This window comes from Rhizobium sp. LC145 (assembly GCF_001005825.1).
Lineage (GTDB): Bacteria > Pseudomonadota > Alphaproteobacteria > Rhizobiales > Rhizobiaceae > Neorhizobium.
On the sequence record NZ_LBHV01000005.1, the window covers coordinates 198,750 to 223,058 of the forward strand.

Sequence of the window (24,309 nt, forward strand, 5' to 3'; positions counted from 1 at the left end):
CCGCCGCCCTCCCACATTCAATGCAACACGGAATTCGAAATGCGGAACATTCTAGCAGCAGCATTCGCATGTCTTGTCACCGCCGCCTCCCCCACCCTGGCGGCGGGCGACGCGATCAAAGGGGAAGCCGTATTCAAACGCTGTACCGCCTGCCATGCCGTCGGCGACGGTGCAAAGAACAAGGTCGGGCCCGAGCTGAACGGCATCGTCGGTCGCAAGGTGGCCGCCGCGCCCGGCTTCAACTACTCGCCCGCCTTCAAGGCGAAAGCCGAGGAGGGCTGGACGTGGGACGACACGCATCTCACCGAGTACCTGGCCAATCCGAAGGCCTACATCAAGGGTACCAAGATGGCGTTTCCCGGCCTGAAGAAGCCGGAGGAGATCGCGGACGTCATCGCCTACCTCAAGACGTTCCAGACACAGTGACGTATCCATGGCCGGGGAAATCTCCGGCCACGTCATCAGGGCGGGGAGACATGAACATTACAGCCGAGGCCAATGCCGTCCTGGGAGACTGTGGGAGTATCCGCATTCACGGCGGCAAGGCGCCGATGCCGTTCAACGAGGCCGTATCCGCGGCGGTCGCAGCCGCGTTGCCGCCGACGGCGTCGGAACGACTTCCGCTCAGCCATGCCATCGGACGTGTACTGGCTGCCGATGCGACGGCTCCCGCATCACTGCCACGCTTCGACCATTCCGCCATGGACGGTTTCGCCGTCAGAACAGCCGACTTTGCCGGAAGCGGGCCATGGTCCCTGAAGGTCGTCCGCAGGGTCGCCGCAGGTGATGCGACCGGAGGCTCCGTATCACATGAAGGGACCGCGGTCGAAATATTCACGGGCGCCCCCGTTCCGCCGGGCTACGATACAGTCGTTGTCAGAGAGCGATGTTCGAGTCTCGGTCCGGACGGAATCATTACCTCCGCAAAACCCCGGCTGGGAGAGAACATCCGGCGCAGAGGTGAGGACGTCGAAAAGGACGCGGAGGTCGCCTCCTCCGGCGCGATCGTTACTCCACACCTCACAGCATTGTTTGCGGCTCTGGGCATTACGGAAGTCATGGTCCGGCCCAAGGTGCGGATCGCTGTCCTTGCCACCGGATCCGAGCTGCGCCGCCCTGGCGAGCTCCTCGATGCGGGCCAGATCTACGACTCGAACAGCTACATGGCTGCCGGAATGCTGTCGCAACCGTGGATCGAGTACACGGACCTCGGAAGAGTCCATGACGATCTCAATTCCATCAGCGAGACGGTCCGATCAGCGTCCGGGACCTACGATGTGCTGATCACGTCGGGCGGAATGTCGCACGGAGGAGCCGATCACATTCGGACCGTGCTGGAAGCAAACGGCGCCAGGCTGGACGTGCTTCAAGTCGCGATGAGGCCGGGAAAGCCTGCCACGATCGGCCGGGTCGGTCGGGCCCTGTTCGTTGGCTTGCCTGGGAACCCTTTGGCCGCCGCGGTCGTGCTGAGCCAGATAGCGTTGCCCGCGATCAAGAGGACCGGCGGGCTGAGGGAATGGGAAGCTCAGTGGATCCAGGCTGTTCTCTCCTCCAGCTATTCGAAGCGCGCTGGCCGCACGGAGTTCGCCCCGGTCGAGGTGTCCGGGCGGGACGAATTCGGGCGGCCTGTCGTCACGGTCCTCGGCAGGGGATCGTCGGGAAGCCTGCTGCCGATGGCGAGGGCGACTGGTCTGGCGGTCATGTCCGAAGACGTCACGGAACTCCACGCTGGATGTCCGCTGCGGTATCTCCCCTTCCAATCTTGACGGTGTCCTCTTGGGATTCTGGCTTCGTCCCGCTCCCTTGATCAGACGATCGCCTTGCGCACTGCCGCCGATATCCACTCGGAAACAAACACCGTGCCGAGGATCACCAGGAAGATCGCCGTCACCTGCGGCCAGGCGAGCATGTTGAGCGACGACTGCAGCTTCAGACCGAGCCCGCCAGCGCCGACGAGGCCGAGTATGGCGGATTCGCGGATGTTGATATCCCAGCGGAACACCGTCGTCCCGAGAAATGACGGCAGAACCTGCGGCACGATCGCATAATCGATCACCTGAAGACGGCTGGCTCCCGTGGAGACGACGGCCTCCACCTGCTTCTCGTCGATCTCCTCGATCGCCTCGTAGAGCAGCTTGCCGATGAAGCCGATCGAGCGAAGCGCGATCGCAATGATCCCGGCCAGCATTCCCGGCCCAAGGATCGAGACCAGCAGAAGGGCCCAAATGAGCGAGTTGATCGACCGGGATGCAACGATCAGGAAGAGCGCGATCGGGCGCAGCACCAGGATGCTCGGCGTCGTGTTCCGCGCCGCCAGGAAAGCCACTGGTACGGCGATCGCGGTGCCCGCAAGCGTCCCGAGGCTGGCCATGTTGATGGTGTCCCAGAGCGGAATCCAGAGCTGGCCGAGGTAGTCGAGACGCGGCGGCAACGCTCGGGCGAGGATGTCGCCTCCCTGCCTCGGCGCGTCGTGGACGAAGGCCCAGATGGTGTCCTGTGTCATGATCCGCCAACAGAACACGAACGCCGCAACGAGCAGGAACCAACCCAGCCACTGCAGGAATTCGGACCTCGCCGTCATGTGCGTCCAGCGCTTCCGGCCTTGGGGCGTCGTGAAAACAGGCATCACTTAATCCGCTTGCGAATGAGACCGGAGCCGTATTCGGCCAGCATCACGATCACGATGATCAGGATCAGGACCGCGCCGGCGCTGTCATACTCGTAGCGGTCGATTGAGGTGTTCAGGGTGGCGCCGATACCCCCTGCCCCGACGATGCCGATGACAGCGGATTCGCGGAAATTGATATCGAAGCGGTAGAGCGAGAGGCCGATCAGCCGCGGCATCACCTGGGGTTGGACTGCGTAGTTGATGAGCTGCAGCCATGACGCGCCTGTCGCACGGATCGCCTCGGCCTGCGACGCCTCGATCTCCTCGATGTCCTCGGCGAGGAGCTTGGCGATGAATCCGATGGTTGCGAAGGCCAGCGTGAGGAACCCCGCAAACGGTCCGAAACCGAACATGGCCACGAGGAGGATCGCGACGATGATCTCCTGGAACGCCCGCGAGACCGCGATGATCCCTCGGCAGACATAGTAGACGGGAGCCGGAGCCAGGTTCCGCGCCGCGCCGATGCCGATCGGGATGGAGACGAGAATGCCGACGATGGTCGAGCAGACGGTCATCGTCAGGCTCTCGCGGAGACCAGTGACGATGTCGCGCCATCGCGAAGTGAAGTCGGGTACGAGGAAGCCCTGCAGGAAGCGCCAACCGCGGTCGAGTCCTTCGTAGGCCCGGATCCAGTTGATTTCCACGCTGGAGGCCGCCGCCGCCAGGTAGATAAACAGGCCGCCATAGACCAGCCAGCGCATGGAGCGGCTCTTGATGAACAGCGGCGGCCGCTGCCACTGTCGAGGATAGTTCGTCGAGACCGCGTGCAGGCTCATACGGCACCCGCCATGCGTTCCTCAGTCCTCTGCGAGGCGCTGGGGACGGCATGTTCTTCCTCGAAGTCGGACTCCGCCTCGCGGCGCACTGCGTCCCAGTCCTCCTCGCCATAGATCCGGGTAAGCGCCGCCGTGTCCAGGGCCTCGGGGGGCCCGTCGAACACGACCTCGCCCGCCCGCAGACCGATGATGCGCTCGACGAACGACTGCGCCAGCACCACGTCGTGGATGTTGATGATTGCCGGGAGACCGCGTTCGCGGCAGATCTCGACGATGAGGCGCATGATCTGGCGGGATGTCTTGGGATCGAGCGACGCCGTCGGCTCGTCGATCAGCAGCAGCTCAGGCCCCTGCTCCAGGGCGCGTGCGATGCCGACGCGCTGGCGCTGACCGCCGGACAGGGCGTCCGCACGCTTGTCCGCGTGCGCGCTCAGGCCGACACGCTCCAGCAGCGCGAATGCGTTCTCGACAGCGTCCGCCGGGTATCGGCGCAGGAAACTCCGCCAGAAGGGCACGTATCCAAGCCTTCCTGACAGCACGTTCTCCATCACGGTCAGCCGCTCGACGAGGGCATATTCCTGGAAGATCATGCCGATCCGACGCCGCGCAAGCCGGAGTTCGCTGCGAGACAGCCCCGTCACCTCCAGATCGCCCAGGAAGACCTTGCCGTTGCTGGGTTCGATCAGTCGGTTGATGCAGCGGATCAGGCTGGACTTTCCCGCACCGGAGGGGCCGATGAGACCGACGACCTGTCCCGCGGGTATCTCGAGATCCACGCCCTTCAGCGCCTTGTCACCTGTCCTGTATGTCTTGGTTAGTCCGACAATCCGCAGCATCGACATGTCCCCGCAGTTGAGCCGGGAGGCGCCAACCCTGACAGGTGTCACCTCCCGGCACTAGCTCACTTGCACTCGTAGGATACGCCCGTCGCCTCGTCGATCTGACGGATGACGCTCCAGTTGTCCTTGAACGTGATCGGGATGAAGCTTTCCTGCGGAGGTTCCGAGCTCTGGAATTCCTTCAGGAGTGCCGATCCTTCCCAGTTGAAGGAGAAGAATGCGTCCTTGATCTTCTCCTGGAGCTCGGGCTTGAGGTTGTAGGCGACGCCGTATCCGGTGGTCGGGAACGTCTGGGACTTGAAGATCGACCTGATCTGATCTTCCTTGACGACCTCGCGCGCGACCATGCGCTTCAGCACCGAGTTGGCGACCGCGGCAGCCGGATAATCCTTGTTGGCGACACCGAGGATCGAGTTGTCGTGCTTGCCGGAGAACACGGGCTCGAAGTCCCTTCCGGCTTCCAGCTTATATTCGGATTTGAGCAGCGCGGACGGAGCCTTGAAGCCGGAATTCGAGGTCTCGGAGGTGAAGGCGAGCTGTTTGCCCTTCAGGTCCTCGATCTTCTCCACGCCGGATCCTGGATAAGTGATGATCTCCATCTCGTAGCCGAATTCGCCTTTTTTGGAAGCCATCATCGCGAAGGGGCGGAAGCCGGCACATGCTACGGCGATGGGATTCGATCCCGTGTTGAAGCCGGACACATGGAGACGGCCTGCTCGCATCGCCTCGATCTGGGCGGCATTTTCCTGAACGGGGAAGAACTGGACTTTCTTTCCCGTTTTTTCCGCCAGATGGTCGAGAAAGCCCTTCCAGACGTCCGCATAGACCGCCGGATCTTCGACGGGGGTGTAGGCGAAGACAAGCGTGTCCGGATCCACGAGCTGGGCCGGATCGGTGGGAACATCGGCGACGAGGTCACCATCCGCGTCCGCGTAGCGGCTGTCGAGCTTGAATTCCGCATGCGCGGTATGCGCGATCATCGACGCCGACAATGCGAGCAACGCCATGAACTTCCTCATATCCCTCTCCTGTGTTGGAAAACCCTTGATTGAGCATCCTGTTATTCGGCACCCCGACTACAGTTTTGTGACAGGCGGAACACGATCCACATATTTCCACAATCTTCGAAATTTCAGTTGACTCCGATGACGGTAGTCGGCACTTTATTTCCATGAATCTCGAATTAGCAGCATCGCAGATGGAATCCCTTGGCAACCCGACACGGCTTCGGATCTACCGAACGCTCGTGCGCGCGGGCATCGACGGCCTGCCAGTCGGCGGCCTTCAGCAGCGCCTCGACATTCCGGCGTCGACGCTATCGCATCACTGCAAGAAGCTGATCGACGCTGGGCTCGTGACACAGGAGCGCATCGGCACGACGTTGATCTGCCGGGCCAACTACAAAGCCATGTCGTCGCTAATCGGCTACCTCGCCGACGAATGCTGCGCGGATGGCCGGTGCGAAGAGACCCTGAACGTCGCCGCCGAGTGAATTTTTTGAACTTATAATTCGATAAAACTAGAAGGATGGAAGGAGAGGAACATGGAAGTTAAGACGCATCTTCCGGTCGCGATCATCGGTGCAGGCCCCGTCGGGCTTGCCGCGGCAGCCCAGCTTGTCCAGTGGGGAATCCGCCCAATAGTCCTCGAGGCGGGACAATCCGCCGGGTCGTCGCTACGCACATGGGGCCATGTTCGCGTGTTCTCTCCATGGCGGTATGTCGTCGAGAACGCTGCTGCCAGCCTCCTCGGTCGTTCCGGCTGGAGGATGCCCGATCTCGACGAGCTTCCAACAGGAGCGGAGATCGTCGAACGTTATCTCGAGCCGCTCGCAGCTCTCCCGGAAATCGAGCCGAACATCGTCTATGGAGCGACTGTAACCGCTGTAACCCGTGCCGGATTGGACAAAGTCACCAACCAGGGACGCGACGCCGCCGCCTACTGCATCCGCTATACCGATGACAATAACGAGGAGCGAACAGTCGAGGCAAGAGCGGTCCTCGACGCCTCTGGAACATGGTCGCGGCCGAACCCGCTCGGCGTGGATGGCCTCCCCGTCATCGGAGAGAAGACGGCAGTCGGCGGGATCGCATACGGCATTCCGGACGTCGCCGGACGGGAGCACGCGGACTATGCCGGAGCAACGGTCCTCGTCGTCGGAAGCGGCCATTCGGCGATCAACGTAGTGCTCGCGCTTCTTAATCTACAGAAGGAAGCTCCGGAGACGAAGATCCTGTGGGCGCTTCGTCGCAACAGGATCGACCGCCTTCTCGGCGGCGGCCTGAACGATCAGCTTCCTGCTCGCGGAGATCTAGGCCTGGCGGCAAAGGAGGCGATCGACAACGGTCGGGTTTCGCTCCTTGCTCCTTTTGCGATCCAGTCGGTCCGGAGAGACGGGGACCGCCTCGGCGTGCAGGCGACGAAGGACGGAACCGAGGTCAGTCTCGTCGTCGATCGCATCATTGCGTCGACAGGTTTCCGGCCCGATCTCGACATGCTGCGGGAACTCAGGCTGGACATGGATCCGGCAGTGGAGGCTCCTCGCCTGCTCGCCCCGATGATCGACCCGAATCTTCACTCGTGTGGGACGGTGCCGCCCCACGGCGTCGTGGAACTGACGCAGCCGGAAGCGGGCTTCTACATCGTCGGCTCCAAGTCGTACGGCCGTGCTCCCACCTTCCTCATGGCGACCGGGTACGAGCAGGTCCGTTCGGTCGTCGCTGAACTGGCGGGGGACGCAAAAGCTGCGCGGGAAGTGCATCTCGTCCTTCCCGAAACAGGTGTCTGCAGTGCTACGAATCCCACTCTCGCGGAAGCGGCGTCCGAAGGCTGTTGCGGCGGCCCCGCTCCGGTCAAGGTCGACGCCTGCTGCGTAGCCGACATGGAAGCCAAGGCGGAAGGCAGGAGCGGCTGCGGCTGTGGCACGGCGGCTGCCAGACAATCTGATCTGGAACCTGCAGAATGAACGACATGAAAGCGCCGGCGCACCTGATCTGGGCGCTGGGCGTGACCCAGATCATCGGCTACGGCACGCTCTACTATTCGTTCAGCATCCTCGCGCCGGCGATGGCGCGAGACCTCTCCATTCCGGAGGACAGGCTCTTCGGCCTGCTCTCGGTCGCGCTCTTGATGGGCGGCCTTCTGGCGCCGAAAGCAGGCAAGTGGGCCGACAGGTTCGGCGCTAGCCGACTGATGGTGCCGGGCTCTCTCGCAGCGGCCGTCTCGCTCGTCTGTGCAGCCCTCTCCACCAATGCGCTCGTCTTCGGCGCGTCCATGATCGCAATGGAACTGGCGTCCACCTTCGTCCTCTACAGCACGGCGTTCGCCGCGATCGTCCAGGTGGGAGGCAGCAAGGCGCAGCGAAGCATCGTCCATCTCACCCTCATCGCAGGTTTCGCGTCGACTCTCTTCTGGCCCCTCACGGCGACACTTCATGACCATCTCGGATGGCGGGAAATCTATCTGGTGTTTGCTCTGCTGAACGGTGCCGTGTGCATGCCGATCCACTGGTGGGTCGGGAGATTTCCGCGCGAGCTGGCTGACAGCAGGTCAGCGGCGAATTCCTCCGGGGATCCCGCCGTCCCGCCTGGAAACCCTCCCCCACGGAATGCCATCTTCCTCCTCATGCTGGCAGGTTTCGCCCTCGAAGGATTCGTCCTCGCATCGGTCCTGGTCCATATGGTCCCTCTCCTGACCGCTCTCGGACTCGGCACGGCGGGTCTCATGGTCTCCACTCTGTTCGGTCCGTCGCAGGTCGCAAGCCGGCTGCTCAACATGATCTTTGGCGGCAGGCTCTCACAGACGGTGCTCGCGGTGATCTCGGCGGGGCTGCTGGCCGCGGCGCTCGCGGTCCTCTTGGCTACGACTCCATGGCTGCCAGGCCTGGTGGCGTTCGCGATCCTGTTCGGCCTCGGTTCCGGCCTCGCAAGCATCGTCGGCGGGACACTCCCGCTGGAGCTGTTCGGGAAGCGCGGCTATGGCGCCCGGCTCGGCTGGGTGACGGCGGCGAGGCAGTTTTCCTCGGCGCTCGCGCCGTTCGCCTTCGCCGTCATGCTGAAGGCGTGGGGAGCCAGCATGGCCGTCACTGTTAGCATCGCAGGTGGGCTGGCCGCCGTGGTTCTGTTCGGGGCGATCGCCCTCTCCCGCACAAGAACCCAGCAGCGTTCCGCCGCCGAATCCTTGAGCAGCAGCAACGCCTGAAATCGGAGAAGGCGGAACTGAAGGTTTCCCGCACGCGCCTATCCCGATGCCTCCCGGCGGCCCGTGGCCCGCACGAGCTCGAGCGCAGAGAGGAGAATGATGACCGCACCCACCCACTGGATCGGCTGCAGCATTTCTCCAAGGAACACCATCGCAAATCCGACGCCAAAGATGGGGATCACATTGAAGTAGCTCCCCGCTATCCCTGCGGTGACGAAGCGGAGAGCCACGAGGTATAGCCAGTATGCAGCCGCATAGTAGAGCAGACCAGAGACCGCCGCGGCCGCCATCAGGCCGATCGGCACCGATGACAGGTCGTGAGGGGTTCCATAGGGCGTCTCCGCCAGCAGGAGCACGCTCGCCCAGCAGAGGCCGGCGGCCTGCTGGGTGGCGATCGCGAACAGCGGATCGACGTCCGGGCTGATCCTCTTCGCCACGACAGTATAGATCGCGCAGCACAGCACGGCCGCCAGAAGAAGGGCATTCCCCGTCAGGTCCCACCCCGAGCGGCCGACGTCGTTCAGATCACCGGCCACGAGGAGGACGCCAAAGCCTCCCGTCAGAATGATGGCGAGGAGACGTTTGGTGATCGACTCCCTGAGAACCAGTGCAGCCAGGCAGGCGATCATCAGCGGCTCCGCAGCCCAAAGCAGCGTCGCCACGCTCGCCGTCGTCCGTGCCAGGCCCATGAGGCTCAGGGTATAGGAGATGCCAGGGTTAAGGATGCCGAGGAGGATCACTTGAAAGAGGACGTGTCGGCTAGGCGGTGTCGTGCCCTTGGCGATTACGATCGCCCATAACACCAGCGTGCTCGGTGCAAGCTGAAGCACCAGGAGAGAGATCGGCGGGATGGATGGAAGCAGGGCCTTGTTCAGGACAGTCGCCGCACCCCAGAAGGCGCAGGCGGTGACCAGAAGCACGGCAGGAAACAGCCGCGATGAGGAGCGCATGATAATTCTCCAGAAGAAGTTGCGATGAGAGACTTGAAAGGCGTCGCTAGCTGCGCGCGCAGTCTGCATCGCAATGGTCGTAACCAGGTCTTCTGGATGGCCGCGTCATGGGTGCTTCGATCAGTGACTATCGACTGCTCGAAGCTATCACTTCGTTGCCTAGGCCGCAATCGCGGGAATCGAAGCTCGACGGCGCGATAGTGATGAACTAAATGTTAGAAGTCGCCGAGCGAGTACCCGGCGCCCCGTACGGTGCGGATGACCTTGTCGGCCTTGCCCAGGCTGATGCCTTTGCGCAGGCGTCCGATATGGACGTCGATCGCCCGCTCGTCGACTGTGGCATCGTCGCCCCAGAGCGATGCCTTCAGCTCCGACCGGGAATACACCTTTCCAGGCGACCTCATCAGGAACTCGAGCAGCTTGAACTCCTTGGGCCCGAGCTTGACCTCGCGCTTTTGGCGGTGGACCCGGTGTGCCTCGCGGTCAAGCGTCAGATCTCCAACCTTGAGCATGTGGTCGAGCAGCGCAGGGTTCATCCTCCGAAGAAGGTTCTTGACCCGGACCACGACCTCGATGGGAGAGAACGGCTTCACGAGGCAGTCGTCGGCTCCGGCCGCCAATCCCGTGAGGCGTAGCTGCCCCTCGCCCGAGGGCACGAGGAGAACGATCGGCAGCCTGGACAGGACAGGATCGAGCCTGACGGTCCGACAAACATCCAGCCCGGACAATCCCGGAAGGTCTGAGCTGAGGACCAGGACATCCGCGCCGGCAGTTCTCAGCCTTTCTTCGATAGCCGCTCCATTCATCAGATGGGAGACTCTGAACCCCTCCGTCTCGAACGCCTTCTGCAACACTACGCGAAGAGATTCATCGTCATCGACCAATAGGACTCGCGCGCTCATCGGTCCGGCCCTACTGCGTTTCCATGGAATAGCCCGCGCCACGGACGGTGCGGATGACATCCTGCATGTTGGAGAAATTGAGCGCCTTGCGCAGACGGCCGACATGCACGTCGACGGTGCGCTCGTCCACGTAGATATCGTGCCCCCAGACGCCGTCGAGAAGCTGGGAGCGGGAAAAGACGCGGCCGGGCGATGCCATCAGGAATTCCAGGAGGCGGAATTCCGTCGGGCCGAGGCGGACCTCGCGGCTCTTGCGGTGGACGCGATGGGTCTCCCGGTCGAGTTCGATATCGCCGCAGCGCAGGACGCTGGAGAGCACTTCCGGGCGCGCGCGGCGCAGCATGGCCTTGACGCGGGCCATCAGCTCCGGCGTCGAGAAGGGCTTCACGACATAATCGTCCGCACCGGTCGCGAGGCCGCGCACCCGCTCGCTTTCCTCGCCGCGCGCCGTCAGCATGATGATCGGAAGCCGCTCCGTTTCCGGCCGCATGCGCAGCCGGCGGCAAAGCTCGATGCCGGAGACGCCCGGCAGCATCCAATCGAGGACCAGGAGGTCCGGCGTGCGCTCCTGAAGCCTTATCTCGGCCTCGTCGCCGCGCAGGATGGTCTCGACCTCGTAACCCTCGGCTTCGAGATTGTAGCGAAGAAGCACGCTCAGAGCTTCTTCGTCTTCCACTACCGTTATTTTTGGCTGCATACGGATCGCTCCATCACACGACTACTGGGTGATCGCGCCGAGCGTGTTCGACGTGTCGTCCTTCGGACGTTCGCCTTCCGGCTGAGCACCCGTCGTCATGTAGTAGATCGTCTCGGCGATGTTGGTCGCGTGGTCACCGATGCGCTCGATGTTCTTGGCGCAGAACAGCAGATGCGTGCAGGTGGTGATGTTGCGCGGGTCTTCCATCATGTAGGTAAGGAGTTCGCGGAACAGCGACGTGTACATCGCATCGATCTCCTCGTCGCGCTGGCGGATGGCCTCGGCCTTCTGAGCCGATCGGTTGGAGAAGACGTCGAGCACTTCCTTCAACTGGACGAGCGCGAGATCGGAAAGGTGCTCGATGCCGCGGGCAAGCTTGCGCGGCACGCCGGTGCCCTGCACTGCGATGACCCGCTTGGCCGTGTTCTTGCCGAGGTCGCCGACGCGCTCCAGGTCGGCGGCGATGCGCAGGGTACCAACGATCTCGCGCAGGTCGGACGCCATCGGCTGGCGCTTGGCGATCGTGACGATCGCCTTGTCCTGGATCTCCCGCTCGGCGTGATCCAGGATCACGTCGTCCGAGATGACCTTCTGAGCGAGCGCGGTATCGGAATTGACGAGCGCCCGGACGGCATCCGCGCACATCTGCTCGGCAAGACCGCCCATTTCGGAGATGCGGCGGCCCAGATATTTCAGCTCTTCGTCATAGGCCGACATTATGTGTGTCGATGCCATCGTATCGTTCCTTCCTGTTTCCAAACGTCCTGTCGATGCGCAAGGATCAGCCGAAGCGGCCCATGATGTAATCCTGGGTACGCTGGTCGTCCGGATTGGTGAACATCTTGTCGGTATCGTTCTCCTCGACCAGATGGCCAAGGTGGAACATGGCCGTGCGCTGAGAAACGCGGGCGGCCTGCTGCATGGAGTGCGTCACAATGACGATGCTGAAGTTGGACCTCAGCTCGTGGATCAACTCCTCGACCTTGGCGGTCGCGATCGGGTCGAGCGCCGAACAGGGCTCGTCCATGAGGATGACTTCCGGCGAAACCGCAACCGCGCGAGCGATGCAGAGGCGCTGCTGCTGGCCGCCCGAAAGACCCGTGCCGGATTCGTGCAGGCGGTCCTTCACCTCCGACCAGAGGCCCGCCTTCTGCAGGCTGCTTTCGACGATCTGGTCGAGATCAGCCTTGTTTCTGGCAAGGCCATGGATCTTCGGGCCGTAAGCGATATTGTCGTAGATCGACTTCGGGAACGGGTTGGGCTTCTGGAAGACCATGCCGACGCGGGCGCGCAACTCGACGACATCAATCTGCGGATCGTAGATGTCGTCTTCGTCGAGGGTGATCTTGCCAGTCACCCGGCAGCTCTCGATCGTATCGTTCATGCGGTTGAGGCAGCGCAGGAAGGTGGACTTGCCGCAACCGGAAGGACCGATCAGCGCCGTCACCGTATTTTCCCGGACGTTCAGGTTCACGTCGAAAAGCGCGCGCTTCTCGCCGTAATAGACCGACACGTCCCTGCCGACCATCTTGTAAGCGGTTTCGTTCATCTTCTGGTCCAGCGCCTTCTCAACTGCTGCTTCTGACATCATGTTCATGACCCCGGCTCCTTTACCAACGGCGCTCGAAGCGCTGCCTGAGGAAAATGGCGATTGCGTTCATTACGATCAGGAATCCCAGGAGTACGAGGATCGCGGCGGACGTCCTGGAAACGAAGCCACGCTCCGGGCTGTCCGCCCAGATATAGATCTGGCTCGGAAGAGCCGTCGACGCCGCGAAGATTCCGTCCGGCGGGCTGGTGATGAACGCGTTCATGCCTATCAGCAGCAGCGGCGCCGTCTCGCCGAGTGCACGCGCAAGCGAGATGATCGCCCCCGTCATGATAGTGGGCATGGCCAGCGCAAGCACGTGATGGAAGATCATCTCGTGCTTGGAAGCCCCGACCCCGAGCGCGGCCTCGCGAATAGACGACGGCACGGCCTTGAGCGAGACGCGTGTGACGATGATAAGCGTCGGCAGCGTCATCAGGGACAACACCAGACCGCCAACCAGCGGAGCCGATCGGGGAAGGCCGAAGCCGTTCAGGAACACCGCCAGCCCGAGCAGACCGAATACCACGGAGGGGACGGCCGCTAGGTTGTTGATGTTGATCTCGATGAGGTCGGTAAGACGGTTCTTCGGCGCGAATTCCTCGAGATAGATCGCGGCCGCGATCCCGATCGGGAAGCTGATCGCGAAGCAGACCAGCAGCGACCAGAACGATCCCGAGATAGCGCCTGCGAGGCCAGCCAATTCCGGGAAGCGGCTGTCGGCGTTGAGGAACAGGCCCCAGTTGAAAGGACTGGAGATCAGACCCTTCGAAACGAGCTGGTCGTACATGCCGATCTGCTCGTCGCTGATCCTGCGCTGATCTTCCGGCGTGTCGCGGCTGATCTCGCCCTTCGCGAGCTGATCCGCCCGGTCGGACATCGGGATGGTGAAGGAGCTTGTGCCGTCGAGCCGTGACGGTTCCTTGATCACGGTGTCGCGGACCAGGAATGGTGCGGACGACGTGAAGAGGTCGAAATAGGCGCGCTCCTGTCGGCGCGTGAGATCGGGGACCTGGGCGCGAAGCGCATCACGGACAATGTCGCGCCAGTTGGCATCCATCAGATTGCTGCGGTCGATCTCGGCGGCGCTGAGATCGATGGAGACGGTCGCCACCGTCTGAGTGAAAGCCTTGTGGCCAGTGTAGACGAGCGAACTGATCAGGAAGGCGAGGAACCCGAGAGCGAAGATGATCGCGGTCATCCCGTAGGCCTTGAGGCGGCGCTCGGCCGCGTAGCGGGATTTCCGCCGCGCCTTCATCTCGTCCGAGTGCCAGTTGACGCGCTGGCTGTCGACTGCTTCGATTTCGATCGTGGACATCAGTATTTCTCCCGGTACTTGCGGACCGTGCGCAATGCAATCAGGTTCAGGCAGAGCGTGATGACGAACAGTACCAGGCCGAGTGCGAAGGCCGCGAGCGTCTTCGGGTTGTCAAACTCGGAGTCGCCGATCAGAAGGGTGACGATCTGCACCGTCACGGTGGTGACGGCATCGAACGGGTTGGCCGTGATCTTGGCGATGAGGCCGGCGGCCATCACCACGATCATCGTCTCTCCGACTGCGCGGCTGAGCGCGAGGAGCACCCCGCCGATGATGCCCGGAAGCGCCGCCGGGAGGAGCACTTTGCGGATGGTCTCGCCCTTCGTCGCGCCAAGGGCTAGCGAACCGTCACGCATCGCACGTGGCACAGCCGCGAACGCGTCGTCTGAGAGCGAAGATATGAACGGGATGATCATGACGCCCATGACCAAACCCGTCGCCAGCGCGCTGTTCGGCGACGAGGGGATGCCGACGGCATTACCGAGATCCCTAATGGCCGGAGCGACAGTCAGGACAGCGAAGAAGCCGTAGACCACGGTCGGGACGCCGGCGAGGATCTCGAGCATCGGCTTCACGACTGCCCGGAAGCCAGGATGCGCGTACTCAGTCAGGTACACGGCGGAAAGGATGCCCGTCGGAACAGCGACCAGCATCGCGATGGCGGAGATGAGGAAAGTTCCGTATAGGACCGGAAGAACACCGAAAGCGCCCTGCCCTGCAACCTGGTCGGCACGGATAGCGATCTGAGGTTCCCAGCGCAGGCCGAACAGGAATTCCGTGACAGGCACCCGCGCGAAGAAATGCAGCGCCTCGAAGACAAGCGAGCCAACGATGCCGACGGTGATGATGATCGCGACCAGAGACGAGAACATCATGAAGACGGTGACCGCGGTTTCGACGCTATGGCGGGCGCGGTATCGGGGGCTGATGACCTTGAACCCGAGAAATGCACCGACGGCCGCAATGCAGCAGGTGAGCGCGGCCATCAGATACATCGATGTCGACTGCAGAGATCGGAGATGCTCGGCGGCTGCGGCCACTTCCGGGGTGGGCTGGCGGAAGAGATTGCCCGCCGCGACCTGCCTTATCTCACTCATCTGCAGGCTCTTGGCGGCGGCGTCCATTGCCTCCGCGCCTGGAAAGGAAGCGATGACGAGCTGGTTCATCACGCTGTTCTGGAACATCAGCCAGAGAAGCAGGAAGATGAAGGCAGGCACTGCCGTCCAGATCGCAGCGTTCAGGCCGTGGTAGATCGGACGCGAATGCTGCTTCAGGCGGACCGCGCCCGCAGGTGTCGCCGCTCTACTGGCGCGAAACACGCCGAAGTAGCTCACAATCAAGGCCATGGCGGCCAGAAAGAGAATTAGATATCCCGACATGTTGCCCCCGGAGACGGAAAAGGCCGCCCACACAGTGCGGACGGCCGATGGCTGCTCGGATTAGGAACCGAGCTTCTTGGCTTCCAGGACAGCCTTCTCGACTTCCGCGCGCTTGTCAGCGTCGAGCGGGGTCAGGCCGCGCTCTGCGAGATAGCCGTCATCGCCCATGGAGGCTTCCGAGGTGTATTCCTCGAGGAATTCCTTCATGCCCGGGATGACGTCGCGGTGGGCGTTCTTGATGTAGACGAACAGCGGGCGCGAAACCGGATAGGAACCGTCCTTGATGGTCTCGAAGCTTGCTTCCACGCCTTCGACCTTGATGTCCTTGAGCTTGTCTTCGTTCTCGTAGAGGAACGAGTAGCCGAAGATGCCGACGGCATTCGGGTCGGATTCAAGACGCTGGACGATCAGGTTGTCGTTCTCGCCGGCTTCGATGAACGGGCCGTCCTGGCGCATGCGCGAGCAGGCTTCCGTGTACTTCTTCTCGTCGGCGGCCTTCACGGCATCCATGCCGGCTGTGTCGGCGCAGCCTTCATGCATGACGAGCTCGACAAAGGCATCGCGGGTGCCGGAGGTCGGCGGGGGGCCGAAGGCGACGATGTTCACGTCCGGAAGGGACGCATCGATGTCGGACCACTTCTTGTTCTTGTTCGCGACGAGTCCGCCCTTGCCGTCCGGAAGCTCGGCAGCGAGAGCCTGGAAGATCTGTGCCTTGGTAAGATTCCAGTCCGTCTCGTTCTTACGGGAGACGGCGATCGAGAGCCCGTCGTAGCCGATCAGGGCTTCGGTGATGTCGGTCACGCCGTTGTCGGCGCAGAGCTTCACCTCGGAATCCTTGATCGCGCGCGAAGCACCGGTGATGTCCGCAAAGTCTTCGCCGACGCCGCCGCAGAACGCCTTGAAGCCGCCGCCCGTGCCGGTGGATTCAACGACCGGAGCAGGCTTGCCGGTCTTGTTCGCGAATTCTTCGGCAACAGCCTGGGTATAGGGGAATACGGTGGAGGAGCCGACGATCTTGATCTGATCGCGGGCAGATGCGACGCCTGCGGTGCTCAGGAGGATTGCGACGACTGCGCAGCTTCCTAGATACTTCTTCATGGAATTTCTCCCTTGGAATTCGGTTTGACGCTTTGGCGTCGGCTCCCCTCTATAGGGACTACATAACAGTTTTGTGACAGTTTTATTTCATTTGTGAGATGCTTGTGAGCCAAGCTTTTTGCACGGCTGTTCACACCCGCAAATACTATCTTTGTCGATCGTTACTCGATGCTTCTGACTTGGCTTACTATTGCGTCATGCGCGTACGCGAACCTCAGGAGGATGGTGCGCTCTCTGACTGCTTAATGCCGAGTAGGAGCCTGAATGTGCGGCCCGGGCTAGGGTGCCTTAAACAACGTTTCGCTCGCCGAAATATCTGGTTGATGGGGTTCGGGGATTGGCGGGGAGCGAAGGCTGGCCGCTGCGGCTGCGATTGTTTCCTGAAATCCCGGTGATTTTGCAACCCCGTCTGTTCCGCCTTCGTTGTCAAATTGCTCGACAACATAAGCAACAGCCTTCGGCAGCCATTCCGCATCGATCTTTAGAGTAGCCCAACCCGATGCAGCATGCTTGGTATTATGAAAATACACGCCGGACACGAACGCTAAGGCATGCCACACGACATTGTTCCGGAAGCCCGCACCTCGCGGCGGCTCGATGGACGTGAGGATGTTCATGATTTCCCGCTTCGCCCGAATGACTGCGAGGAACGTGTCGAGGGGATAGCTTTCAGAAAAGAGCGTCTGGTAGTCCTTGTCGTCATTGATTAGAGTTGTCGGCCGACCACGCGCATCGCCACCTCTGAACAGAAGAGCAGCTACGAGGGACTGCGACATCTCTGTAAGTGTGACGATGGAAGAGCGCGGCTTCTCTTCGTTTCGATATTGGTTCTTGCGGCGCTCGTAGAAAAGACCATGTTTGCGGAAGAAGTCCTCAATATTGCGGTGAACACGGTCCATGCCCCGAAGATAGGGCTTAGGAATGTGTGTTTGGCTGTTAGTAGCTCGAATGATCCCGTCTCTCACGGCATCGGACGTCGGCTTGATGATGCGAACGAGAATCCGCTTCTCGCCTATGTGCTTCTTCGCCTCACTGGAAACCTCCGGCGACGACATGAACGCGTGGATGACGTTGCAAGTCTGAAGACCGTTGACCAAAAGGGGGTCGGTCAGCGCAAGGTGCTTACCTTTAGGATCGACCGCATCGGCAACAAGAGTGACGCCGTTATTGTACCACCAGAAGTCCTCGTCACCGAGAGTTTCGAGCGTCTGAAATATGCCCTCATTGACGTCGGTCGTCGTGCCGAGGAAGTCGCGGACGTTTGCGTCAAAGAGGGACCTGATGAGGTTGCCGGAGCTATCACTCAGGAAGCTCATTATCCCATCGATGGGTACTAGGCAGGCAAAGGAGTTCTCGTCGTGGGATAGCTGCTCTTGAAAGGCAAGCTGTCGGACATGGATTTGAGGCATCCTGGACAGATCTATAACCTGCTCTGCTCCAAGATAAATGATCTCCGCGTCCTTGGTAGCAGCGGATGTTCCAAGCTCCTGTATCAAGGTCGTGCCGGTCGCGAGGACGGAGCTGTGAACGCTCGCGTTGCTGCCCTTGGTCGCGTAGTAGACACGGCATTTGATCGTCGCCGCACGACCTGAAGACGACAGGACTGCAAACCTAGCCAGCGCAAACTTCGACTGGACGCTTGAGTTGTACTCTTTGAACTCTATCGCCGAGTAGTCCTTTGACAGGCTGAAAAGGTCTCGCACCGTCGCTCGTACGGATTTCAGCGGATTTTCCTCAAAGCTCTCGGTGTATTTGGACTGGATAATAACGATATCAATTTCAAGCGGACCTTTTTCAGGCACGGTCTTGCTTTCGAGCGATTCCTCGCTCAAAACCATGCCATTCACGATGACGTACATGGCATCTATCTGGCCGTCCGCTCCACCATCGGTGATGCCGGCTTCAATTTCATCCACGCTCAAATCGTAGGGCGCCATGATTAGAGCGTTGACCACCAGTTCCCAAGCTTTGGTGACATCCTTCAATCCTGCGTCTTTTGCCCGATCCTCGGTCATCTGCTGGACAAGGATTCTGTAGGTATCTTTTGACATCTGACCTCTTGGGAAATGAGTTCGCGTGTAGTCGAGCAAGGTAGCTGACGCCGCAGCCTCTGGAAGACGGCGAAGTGTATAATCACACGTAACGCACAGGAAGTTGCGTTGCGAAGCACAATAATATCCTATCGAGGATGCGCCGCAGCAGTTTCAAACGCCTTCGACTAACCATGACAGATAGGGCGGAAGGAAATTGATGCGTGTCAGAATCCCGCTCCAGTTTGCGGTTACAACGTGCGCTTGCTCGATGATCGCGGTTGCCGTAAACATGCAGCCTTTCCAACCCACCAAAATGTCAGCTTTCGTGGTGGGGTCGGTACAGCTTACCTTATGACCGGAGTGGTGGGTGCAGTCGTTATAACTCACTGAAAATTCCGGCTCTTCACCTTCAACGTGTCGATATGGCGATCAGGCTCGAACATGTCTCGGGCCTTGATGGCGATTGACGCTCCTCTTGGATCCGGCCGGTCTGGGGCACCATGCGAGAACTCGTCGCCCCGTCCAGTCGGCGGAGCAAAGAGGCTGTCGTGATCTGCGAGACGCGCCAGATCGCTGGATAGATCGAACAGCTGCTGGGCTATGAGGTGAACCACCTCCCCTTCCCGCTGAATTCTGCCATTGATCGCCAGCATGCTGGATCCGAGCAGAACCCGGCGCGACCGCTCGAACAGTTTTGGCCAGACGACGACATTCGCCACCCCAGTTTCGTCCTCGATTGTCACGAACACGACGCCCTTGGCGGAGCCGGGCATCTGACGGACCAGCACCAAGCCGGCGGCCATCAGCCATTGGCCGTCGCGGGCCGTCATCGCTTCCGTGCAGGTCACGATCCTCCTGCGGACCAGATCCTGGCGCAGGAAGCTTAGCGGGTGATGCCTGAGCGTCAGTCCGGTGTGGCTGTAGTCCTCCACGACATTGTGCCCTTCGGTCATCTGCCGAAGTATCACCTCCGGCTCCTGCTGCTCGGCGATCGCGCGCGCTTCCCGCTCGGCAGCCGCGGCAAACAGGGGAAGCGGCTCGTCGCGCAGCGCTTCGATCGCCCAGAGCGCATCGCGCCGTTCAAGGCCGAGGGAAAAGCGGAAGGCATCCGCCTCGGCCAGCTTCACGAGCGAGGCGGTCGGAACACCGCAGCGGCGCCACATGTCGTCGATGGAAGGGAACGGCTCATCGGTCCGGGCAGCGGCGATCCGGGCAGCATCGGCGACCGGCAGACCTTTCACCAACCGCATGCCCAGCCGCACGGCATGCCGATCCGAACCTTCGATCGGCTCCAGCGTGCAGTCCCATCGGGACCTGTTGATGCAGACAGGGCGGACCTCGACGCCATGCTTTTTCGCATCGGCGACGATCTGCGCCGGCATGTAGAAACCCATCGGCTGCGCATTCAATAGCGCCGCGCAGAAGACGTCGGGATAGTGGCATTTCACATAGTTGCTGGCATAGGCTATCAGCGCGAAGGAGGCGGCGTGGCTCTCCGGGAACCCGTAGGACCCGAATCCCTCCAACTGCCCAAACGTCCTCTCGGCGAATTCCGGCGAATAGCCGTTCAGGATCATGCCGGACACGAGCTTGTCCTTGAAGTTGCTGACGCCGCCGGTGAACTTGAACGTCGCCATGGCGCGGCGCAGTTGATCCGCCTCGCCGGCGGAGAATCCGGCGCAGACCATCGCCACCTTCATGGCGCTCTCCTGGAACAAGGGCACACCAAGGGTCTTTCTTAGCACCGCCTCCAGTTCCGGCGTCGGATAGTCGATGGGCTCTTTGCCCTCGCGGCGACGGAGGTATGGATGAACCATGTCGCCTTGGATCGGCCCCGGACGGACGATCGCCACCTGGATGACGAGATCATAAAATGTCTGCGGCTTCATGCGCGGCAGCATTGCCATCTGCGCCCGGCTCTCGATCTGGAACGTTCCGAGCGTATCGGCCTTGCGGATCATCGCGTAGGTGGCGGCATCCTCCTGCGGGATGGACGCCAGGTCGAGTGGGATATTCTTCTCCTGCTCCAGCAGCGCAAATGCCTTGGCCATGCAGGTGAGCATGCCGAGAGCCAGCACGTCGACCTTCATCATTTTCAGAGCCTCCACGTCATCCTTGTCCCATTCAATGACATATCTGTCCGGCATGCTCGCCGGTTCGATCGGCACCAGGTGATCCAGTCGATCGTGGGTCAGGACAAAACCGCCCGGATGCTGCCCCAGATGCCGTGGCGCGCCCATCAGCTGCTGCGCCAGCTGCAGGGTCAGCGCCAGCCGGTAATCCTCCGGATTGAGCCCGAGGTCGCGGACCTGCTTCTCGCCGACCTCTTCCGACCAGGACCAGATGCCCGAAGACAGCGCTTTGATCAGGTCCTCCGACAGACCAAAGGCCTTGCCGACATCGCGGATGGCGCCTTTTGCACGATAGCGCGTCACCGTAGTGCAGAGCGCCGCCTTATCGCGGCCATAGGTCTTATAGATCCACTGGATGACCTCTTCGCGCCTTTCGTGCTCAAAATCGACGTCGATGTCGGGAGGCTCGTCGCGTTCCTGGCTGACAAACCGTTCGAAGAGCAGATCATTGGTTTCGGGATTGATCGAGGTGATGCCGAGGACATAACAGACGGCACTGTTCGCCGCCGATCCGCGGCCCTGGCAGAGAATGCCTTGCGAGCGGGCAAAACGGACGATCGAAAAGACCGTGAGAAAATAGGGGGCGTATTTCATCGTCTCGATCAGGGAGAGTTCATGGCGGATCGTCTGTTCGACATGCGCCGGCAGGCCTTCCGGGTAGCGGGTCTTCCCGCCCTCCCAGGTATAATGCTCCAAGGACTGCTGGGCGGTCATGCCGGGGACGAGAGCCTCCTCGGGATACTGGTAGACCAGTTCCTCGAGCGAAAACGTGCAGCGCCTTACGATCTCCATCGTGCGGGCCAAGGCCTCGGGATAGCGGGGGAACAGGCGGGCCATCTCCTCCGGCGGCTTCAGATGTCGATCGGCGAAACGTTCGCGATCGAAGCCGACGGAATCGATGGTCGTCTTCTCGCGAACACAGGTCACGATATCCTGAAGCTGCCGGCGCGACGGCTCGTGGAACAATACATCGTTGGTGACGACGGTCCTGACCCGGTAGCGGGCTGCCATGTTGGAAAGCGTGTGCAGCCGCAGCTGGTCGTTCGGACGCCGCCGCAGACACAGCGACATGTAGGCGCGATCGCCGAAGATTTCGGCCATCTTCCTGAGCTGCATGGCGCAGGTCTCGTTGGCCAAGTCCGGCACAAGGATGCCGATCAGGCCTTCGGCATAATGTGCGACATCGTCGAGATGCAGGATGCAGTTCGCCTTGCCGCCCCTGCCCTTTCCAAGCGTCAGCAACCGCGTCAAACGCGAATAGGCGGCACGATCGGTCGGATAGACGAGGATCGACATGCCATCGGCCAGATCCAGCCGGCAGCCCACGACGAGGCGAAGGCCAGTCGCCCATGAGGCTTCCAATGCGCGCACGACCCCGGCCAAACTGTTGCGATCGACGATGCCTAGGGCCTGGATGCCCATCAGCTTGGCGGTGGCGAACAGTTCCTCGGCCGAGGAGGCGCCCCTCAGAAACGAAAAATGCGTCGTGACCTGGAGCTCGGCGTATTTCATGCAAAAAGCCCGTGAAGGTACCACTTGTGCGACCCGGTTCCGGCATCGACGCCATCGCCCGAACGAAAGATCCAGAAGCGTTCGCCGCTCTCGCTTTCGACGATAAAATAGTCCCTGACCGCCAGAAACTCCGACCGCCTCAGCCACCATTCGCCGAAGATGCGCTCCGGCCCGTCGGCGCGAACAACCCGATAGCGTCTGCTCCGCCAGGTGATTGAGACCGGCGGATGGTCCGGCAGCAATGCAATCACGTCGATCAGCTCGGGCCTGGCAAGTAGCCGCGGCGGCCGCTGCCATTGCGACGGCCACGTTTCTCCCTTTTCTTCGGCCGTTGGCGCAATCAGCCGGATGCTGCGTTCCGGCACGTCACTCGCCACCGGCGCGACACGATAGATCCTCTGGCCGCCGCGATTGCCGAGGATGTCGATCAGCGGCGTGACGTCCTTGGCTTCCTCCTCGATGAGCGAGGAGGCATTCTGCTTTTCCGCCAGCGGTTCGACCATGATGGCGGCGAGCGTCAGCTTCTCGATGCCGAAACCGGGTTCGATCTTCTCGATGCGGTCCTTGAACAGCTTTGTCAGCCAGGCGGCATCACGGACCGGCTTGGCCGTCCCGGCTCGAAGCGCCTGAATCGTGTTGTCGACGCGATGGGCGACGAGATCGGCACGCCGGACGCCGAGCCCATGCTTCTGAAGCTCCAGGCAAAGCTGCCGGACAAGGCGGGTGATGTATTTTTCGATGGTTTCCGCAGCCCCGATCGGTTCGGCGAAGGAGCGATGCACCTCCACGAGTTCGGCAGGCCGGATCGGGTCGATCGGCTCGGCCAGGCGGCCATACATCTGATCGAGGCGGCGGGTGATTTCCGGGCCAAAGCGCAGCACCAACGGCGCGCGCGGTGTAGCAGCCAATTCCCCGACGGTGGCGAAGCCCAGGATGCGAAGGTTGGCGACGGTTTCCGCCGGCAGGCGCAAGGATGAAATCGGCAAGCACTCCACGGCCTGGGCAATCTTTCCGGGCGGCACGATGATCGTCTCGCGACGGGTCGCCCGCGCCAGCGCATGGGCCGCACCCCAGCTATCGGCGACCGCTGCGCGGGCAGTCAGTCCTTTGGCGCGGAAACGGTTGACCAGGCCGGAGAGCATCATTTCCTCGCCGCCCTGCAGATGATCGGCACCTTCCGTATCCATGACGATACCGTCCGGCGGATCCATCGCGACGACCGGCGAATATTGCTTCAGCGCCCAAAGCGAGAGCCGCTCCAAGATGTCGCTGTCGGCACATGGATCCGCATCAACGAGCATCAGGCCCTGAACGAGCGCCTGCGCCTTGGCCGCCGGCATACCGACATGCAGGCCGAGCTTGGCGGCGGCGGCATCAGCGGCGGCAATCCACCGCTTCGAGCCGCTTCTGGCGACGACGACAAGCGGCTTGTCAGCCGGCAGCGAAGGATCGGCGCGTCTTATCCGATCCGTCGGCAGTGTCGGAAGAAAGACAGATACGACCCTGGCCATCACATGCACCTATGACAAATTCCGCGCGCTCCCCTGCCCTCACCCGCATCAGCTCAGCGAGCCAGCGTCCGCGGCCGACGCCCGGAACCGGAAGCGGCTCGGACGGCAGGACAGAGACACGCCATCGCGTCACCGCCGCCGTCGGCATCCCGAAATCCGATGCTTCCGTCTGGCGGCGCCACCGCCGGATCGCAAGCCCGATCGTGCCGGAGCTTTCGGCGGCGAGCTGCAGCCGGCGCGAAGCGACCATCGGCAGGCGCACCAGTTCGGCGACGACGGCGCCGAGGCCGCCGTAGCGCAGAGCCTCCTCGAAGCTTGCGAGCACATCCTCCTCACAGCCGGCCTCGACATAGATTACCCGGTCCGGATGCAAGCCCACCTGCGCCAGAGCGGGTGCGAACAGGTCGGCGCGCGTGAAACACCAGACCACCTTGCCCCTGGTCCTTGCCGCGATGCCGCCGACGAAGAGTGCTGCCGCAGCCCCATCCACTGCACCGTTGCCGCCGCCCGCCACCTCGTGAATGGCGCCAAAGGCGAGACCGCCTCCTGGAAGACAGTCGTCGATGTCGGCAACGCCGAACGGCAGGACGATCTTCTGGCGACCGACAGCGCCTTCCAGGTGTGCGATGCGCTCGCGCAGTTCCGAAAGAACGGAATTGGAGGCGGACTGGCCCATGGTCTCCTTCTTCGCGGGAAGCGTTATTGG

General features: G+C 61.8%; 21 protein-coding genes. 5 read left to right on the forward strand and 16 right to left on the reverse strand.

The features are described from left to right. The first annotated feature begins 39 nt into the window (after positions 1-39). Entirely contained in the window at positions 40-426 is a 387-nt protein-coding gene (locus tag YH62_RS16400; protein ID WP_046795314.1) for a cytochrome c family protein, read from the forward strand. Positions 427-476: 50 nt separating this feature from the next. Further along, positions 477-1,766, forward strand: coding sequence for a gephyrin-like molybdotransferase Glp (gene glp / locus YH62_RS16405; RefSeq protein WP_245282110.1), 1,290 nt, complete (start codon positions 477-479; stop codon positions 1,764-1,766). A 41-nt stretch (positions 1,767-1,807) separates the two neighbouring features. On the opposite strand, the gene phnE (YH62_RS16410) is transcribed toward glp, so the two are convergent. From phnE (YH62_RS16410) to phnD, 4 genes are all read right to left on the reverse strand, one after another. Further along, positions 1,808-2,626: a phosphonate ABC transporter, permease protein PhnE gene (gene phnE, locus YH62_RS16410; protein WP_046795315.1), complete on the reverse strand. Its 819-nt coding sequence runs from the start codon at positions 2,624-2,626 to the stop codon at positions 1,808-1,810. Continuing rightward, on the reverse strand, positions 2,626-3,444 hold the full coding sequence (gene phnE, locus YH62_RS16415; protein ID WP_046795316.1) for a phosphonate ABC transporter, permease protein PhnE: 819 nt from the start codon (positions 3,442-3,444) through the stop codon (positions 2,626-2,628). Before phnE (YH62_RS16415) ends, phnE (YH62_RS16410) begins: the two co-directional genes overlap by 1 nt. After that, the gene (gene phnC / locus YH62_RS16420) at positions 3,441-4,280 is read right to left on the reverse strand and encodes a phosphonate ABC transporter ATP-binding protein (protein ID WP_046795562.1); all 840 of its coding nucleotides are present in this window, start codon (positions 4,278-4,280) and stop codon (positions 3,441-3,443) included. The genes phnE (YH62_RS16415) and phnC overlap by 4 nt, the downstream gene beginning before the upstream one ends. 65 nt (positions 4,281-4,345) lie before the next feature. After that, positions 4,346-5,302, reverse strand: coding sequence for a phosphate/phosphite/phosphonate ABC transporter substrate-binding protein (phnD, locus tag YH62_RS16425; protein ID WP_046795317.1), 957 nt, complete (start codon positions 5,300-5,302; stop codon positions 4,346-4,348). 152 nt (positions 5,303-5,454) lie between these two features. Here phnD and YH62_RS16430 point away from each other — a divergent pair, with 152 nt between their 5' ends. Genes YH62_RS16430 through arsK form a run of 3 tightly spaced genes read left to right on the forward strand, consistent with a single transcriptional unit; the run spans position 5,455 to position 8,483 of the window. Further along, positions 5,455-5,775 (forward strand): metalloregulator ArsR/SmtB family transcription factor, encoded by a 321-nt coding sequence (locus tag YH62_RS16430; protein WP_046795318.1) that lies wholly within the window; start codon positions 5,455-5,457, stop codon positions 5,773-5,775. Between the two features lie 51 nt (positions 5,776-5,826). Then, positions 5,827-7,248, forward strand: coding sequence for an FAD-dependent oxidoreductase (locus YH62_RS16435; RefSeq protein WP_046795319.1), 1,422 nt, complete (start codon positions 5,827-5,829; stop codon positions 7,246-7,248). Continuing rightward, a complete protein-coding gene (gene arsK, locus YH62_RS16440; RefSeq protein WP_046795320.1) occupies positions 7,245-8,483 on the forward strand; it encodes an arsenite efflux MFS transporter ArsK in 1,239 nt (412 codons plus the stop codon). The genes YH62_RS16435 and arsK overlap by 4 nt, the downstream gene beginning before the upstream one ends. A 38-nt stretch (positions 8,484-8,521) precedes the next feature. Here the strand turns inward: arsK and YH62_RS16445 are convergent, their stop codons facing one another. The 12 genes from YH62_RS16445 to YH62_RS16500 form a co-directional block, all read right to left on the reverse strand. Continuing rightward, positions 8,522-9,433, reverse strand: a complete 912-nt coding sequence (locus tag YH62_RS16445) for a DMT family transporter (RefSeq protein WP_046795321.1) — start codon at positions 9,431-9,433, stop codon at positions 8,522-8,524. A 215-nt stretch (positions 9,434-9,648) separates the two neighbouring features. Further along, positions 9,649-10,335, reverse strand: coding sequence for a winged helix-turn-helix domain-containing protein (locus tag YH62_RS16450; RefSeq protein WP_046795322.1), 687 nt, complete (start codon positions 10,333-10,335; stop codon positions 9,649-9,651). Positions 10,336-10,345: 10 nt separating this feature from the next. Then, the gene (gene phoB / locus YH62_RS16455) at positions 10,346-11,032 is read right to left on the reverse strand and encodes a phosphate regulon transcriptional regulator PhoB (RefSeq protein ID WP_046795323.1); all 687 of its coding nucleotides are present in this window, start codon (positions 11,030-11,032) and stop codon (positions 10,346-10,348) included. Positions 11,033-11,053: 21 nt separating this feature from the next. Then, positions 11,054-11,767 carry a phosphate signaling complex protein PhoU gene (phoU, locus tag YH62_RS16460; protein ID WP_046795324.1) on the reverse strand — a complete coding sequence of 238 codons (714 nt, stop codon included), beginning with the start codon at positions 11,765-11,767 and terminating at the stop codon, positions 11,054-11,056. A gap of 46 nt (positions 11,768-11,813) precedes the next feature. Then, a complete protein-coding gene (gene pstB / locus YH62_RS16465) occupies positions 11,814-12,629 on the reverse strand; it encodes a phosphate ABC transporter ATP-binding protein PstB (RefSeq protein ID WP_046795325.1) in 816 nt (271 codons plus the stop codon). A gap of 13 nt (positions 12,630-12,642) precedes the next feature. Then, the gene (gene pstA, locus YH62_RS16470) at positions 12,643-13,938 is read right to left on the reverse strand and encodes a phosphate ABC transporter permease PstA (RefSeq protein WP_046795326.1); all 1,296 of its coding nucleotides are present in this window, start codon (positions 13,936-13,938) and stop codon (positions 12,643-12,645) included. Then, positions 13,938-15,317, reverse strand: a complete 1,380-nt coding sequence (gene pstC, locus YH62_RS16475; protein ID WP_046795563.1) for a phosphate ABC transporter permease subunit PstC — start codon at positions 15,315-15,317, stop codon at positions 13,938-13,940. The genes pstA and pstC overlap by 1 nt, the downstream gene beginning before the upstream one ends. 60 nt (positions 15,318-15,377) lie before the next feature. Further along, complete coding sequence (locus YH62_RS16480) at positions 15,378-16,415, reverse strand: PstS family phosphate ABC transporter substrate-binding protein (RefSeq protein WP_046795327.1); 1,038 nt, start codon at positions 16,413-16,415, stop codon at positions 15,378-15,380. Positions 16,416-16,693: 278 nt separating this feature from the next. Then, on the reverse strand, positions 16,694-18,466 hold the full coding sequence (locus YH62_RS16485) for an AIPR family protein (protein WP_046795328.1): 1,773 nt from the start codon (positions 18,464-18,466) through the stop codon (positions 16,694-16,696). Positions 18,467-18,831: 365 nt separating this feature from the next. Then, positions 18,832-22,092, reverse strand: a complete 3,261-nt coding sequence (locus tag YH62_RS16490) for an error-prone DNA polymerase (RefSeq protein WP_046795329.1) — start codon at positions 22,090-22,092, stop codon at positions 18,832-18,834. Then, entirely contained in the window at positions 22,089-23,603 is a 1,515-nt protein-coding gene (locus YH62_RS16495; RefSeq protein ID WP_046795330.1) for a DNA polymerase Y family protein, read from the reverse strand. The genes YH62_RS16490 and YH62_RS16495 overlap by 4 nt, the downstream gene beginning before the upstream one ends. Next, on the reverse strand, positions 23,524-24,279 hold the full coding sequence (locus YH62_RS16500) for an ImuA family protein (RefSeq protein WP_046795331.1): 756 nt from the start codon (positions 24,277-24,279) through the stop codon (positions 23,524-23,526). Before YH62_RS16500 ends, YH62_RS16495 begins: the two co-directional genes overlap by 80 nt. Between the last annotated feature and the right edge of the window lie 30 nt (positions 24,280-24,309).

Bases quoted from the DNA above. Each gene is read 5' to 3' on its own strand.
- pstA (WP_046795326.1), bottom strand. From the start codon at position 13,938: ATGTCCACGATCGAAATCGAAGCAGTCGACAGCCAGCGCGTCAACTGG.
- YH62_RS16485 (WP_046795328.1), bottom strand. From the start codon at position 18,466: ATGTCAAAAGATACCTACAGAATCCTTGTCCAGCAGATGACCGAGGAT.
- glp (WP_245282110.1), top strand. From the start codon at position 477: ATGAACATTACAGCCGAGGCCAATGCCGTCCTGGGAGACTGTGGGAGT.
- YH62_RS16430 (WP_046795318.1), top strand. From the start codon at position 5,455: ATGAATCTCGAATTAGCAGCATCGCAGATGGAATCCCTTGGCAACCCG.
- YH62_RS16445 (WP_046795321.1), bottom strand. From the start codon at position 9,433: ATGCGCTCCTCATCGCGGCTGTTTCCTGCCGTGCTTCTGGTCACCGCC.
- YH62_RS16435 (WP_046795319.1), top strand. From the start codon at position 5,827: ATGGAAGTTAAGACGCATCTTCCGGTCGCGATCATCGGTGCAGGCCCC.
- phnD (WP_046795317.1), bottom strand. From the start codon at position 5,302: ATGAGGAAGTTCATGGCGTTGCTCGCATTGTCGGCGTCGATGATCGCG.
- YH62_RS16500 (WP_046795331.1), bottom strand. From the start codon at position 24,279: ATGGGCCAGTCCGCCTCCAATTCCGTTCTTTCGGAACTGCGCGAGCGC.
- pstB (WP_046795325.1), bottom strand. From the start codon at position 12,629: ATGAACATGATGTCAGAAGCAGCAGTTGAGAAGGCGCTGGACCAGAAG.
- phnE (WP_046795315.1), bottom strand. From the start codon at position 2,626: ATGCCTGTTTTCACGACGCCCCAAGGCCGGAAGCGCTGGACGCACATG.
- YH62_RS16490 (WP_046795329.1), bottom strand. From the start codon at position 22,092: ATGAAATACGCCGAGCTCCAGGTCACGACGCATTTTTCGTTTCTGAGG.
- phoB (WP_046795323.1), bottom strand. From the start codon at position 11,032: ATGCAGCCAAAAATAACGGTAGTGGAAGACGAAGAAGCTCTGAGCGTG.
- YH62_RS16495 (WP_046795330.1), bottom strand. From the start codon at position 23,603: ATGGCCAGGGTCGTATCTGTCTTTCTTCCGACACTGCCGACGGATCGG.
- phoU (WP_046795324.1), bottom strand. From the start codon at position 11,767: ATGGCATCGACACACATAATGTCGGCCTATGACGAAGAGCTGAAATAT.
- YH62_RS16400 (WP_046795314.1), top strand. From the start codon at position 40: ATGCGGAACATTCTAGCAGCAGCATTCGCATGTCTTGTCACCGCCGCC.
- arsK (WP_046795320.1), top strand. From the start codon at position 7,245: ATGAACGACATGAAAGCGCCGGCGCACCTGATCTGGGCGCTGGGCGTG.
- phnE (WP_046795316.1), bottom strand. From the start codon at position 3,444: ATGAGCCTGCACGCGGTCTCGACGAACTATCCTCGACAGTGGCAGCGG.
- pstC (WP_046795563.1), bottom strand. From the start codon at position 15,317: ATGTCGGGATATCTAATTCTCTTTCTGGCCGCCATGGCCTTGATTGTG.
- YH62_RS16450 (WP_046795322.1), bottom strand. From the start codon at position 10,335: ATGAGCGCGCGAGTCCTATTGGTCGATGACGATGAATCTCTTCGCGTA.
- phnC (WP_046795562.1), bottom strand. From the start codon at position 4,280: ATGCTGCGGATTGTCGGACTAACCAAGACATACAGGACAGGTGACAAG.
- YH62_RS16480 (WP_046795327.1), bottom strand. From the start codon at position 16,415: ATGAAGAAGTATCTAGGAAGCTGCGCAGTCGTCGCAATCCTCCTGAGC.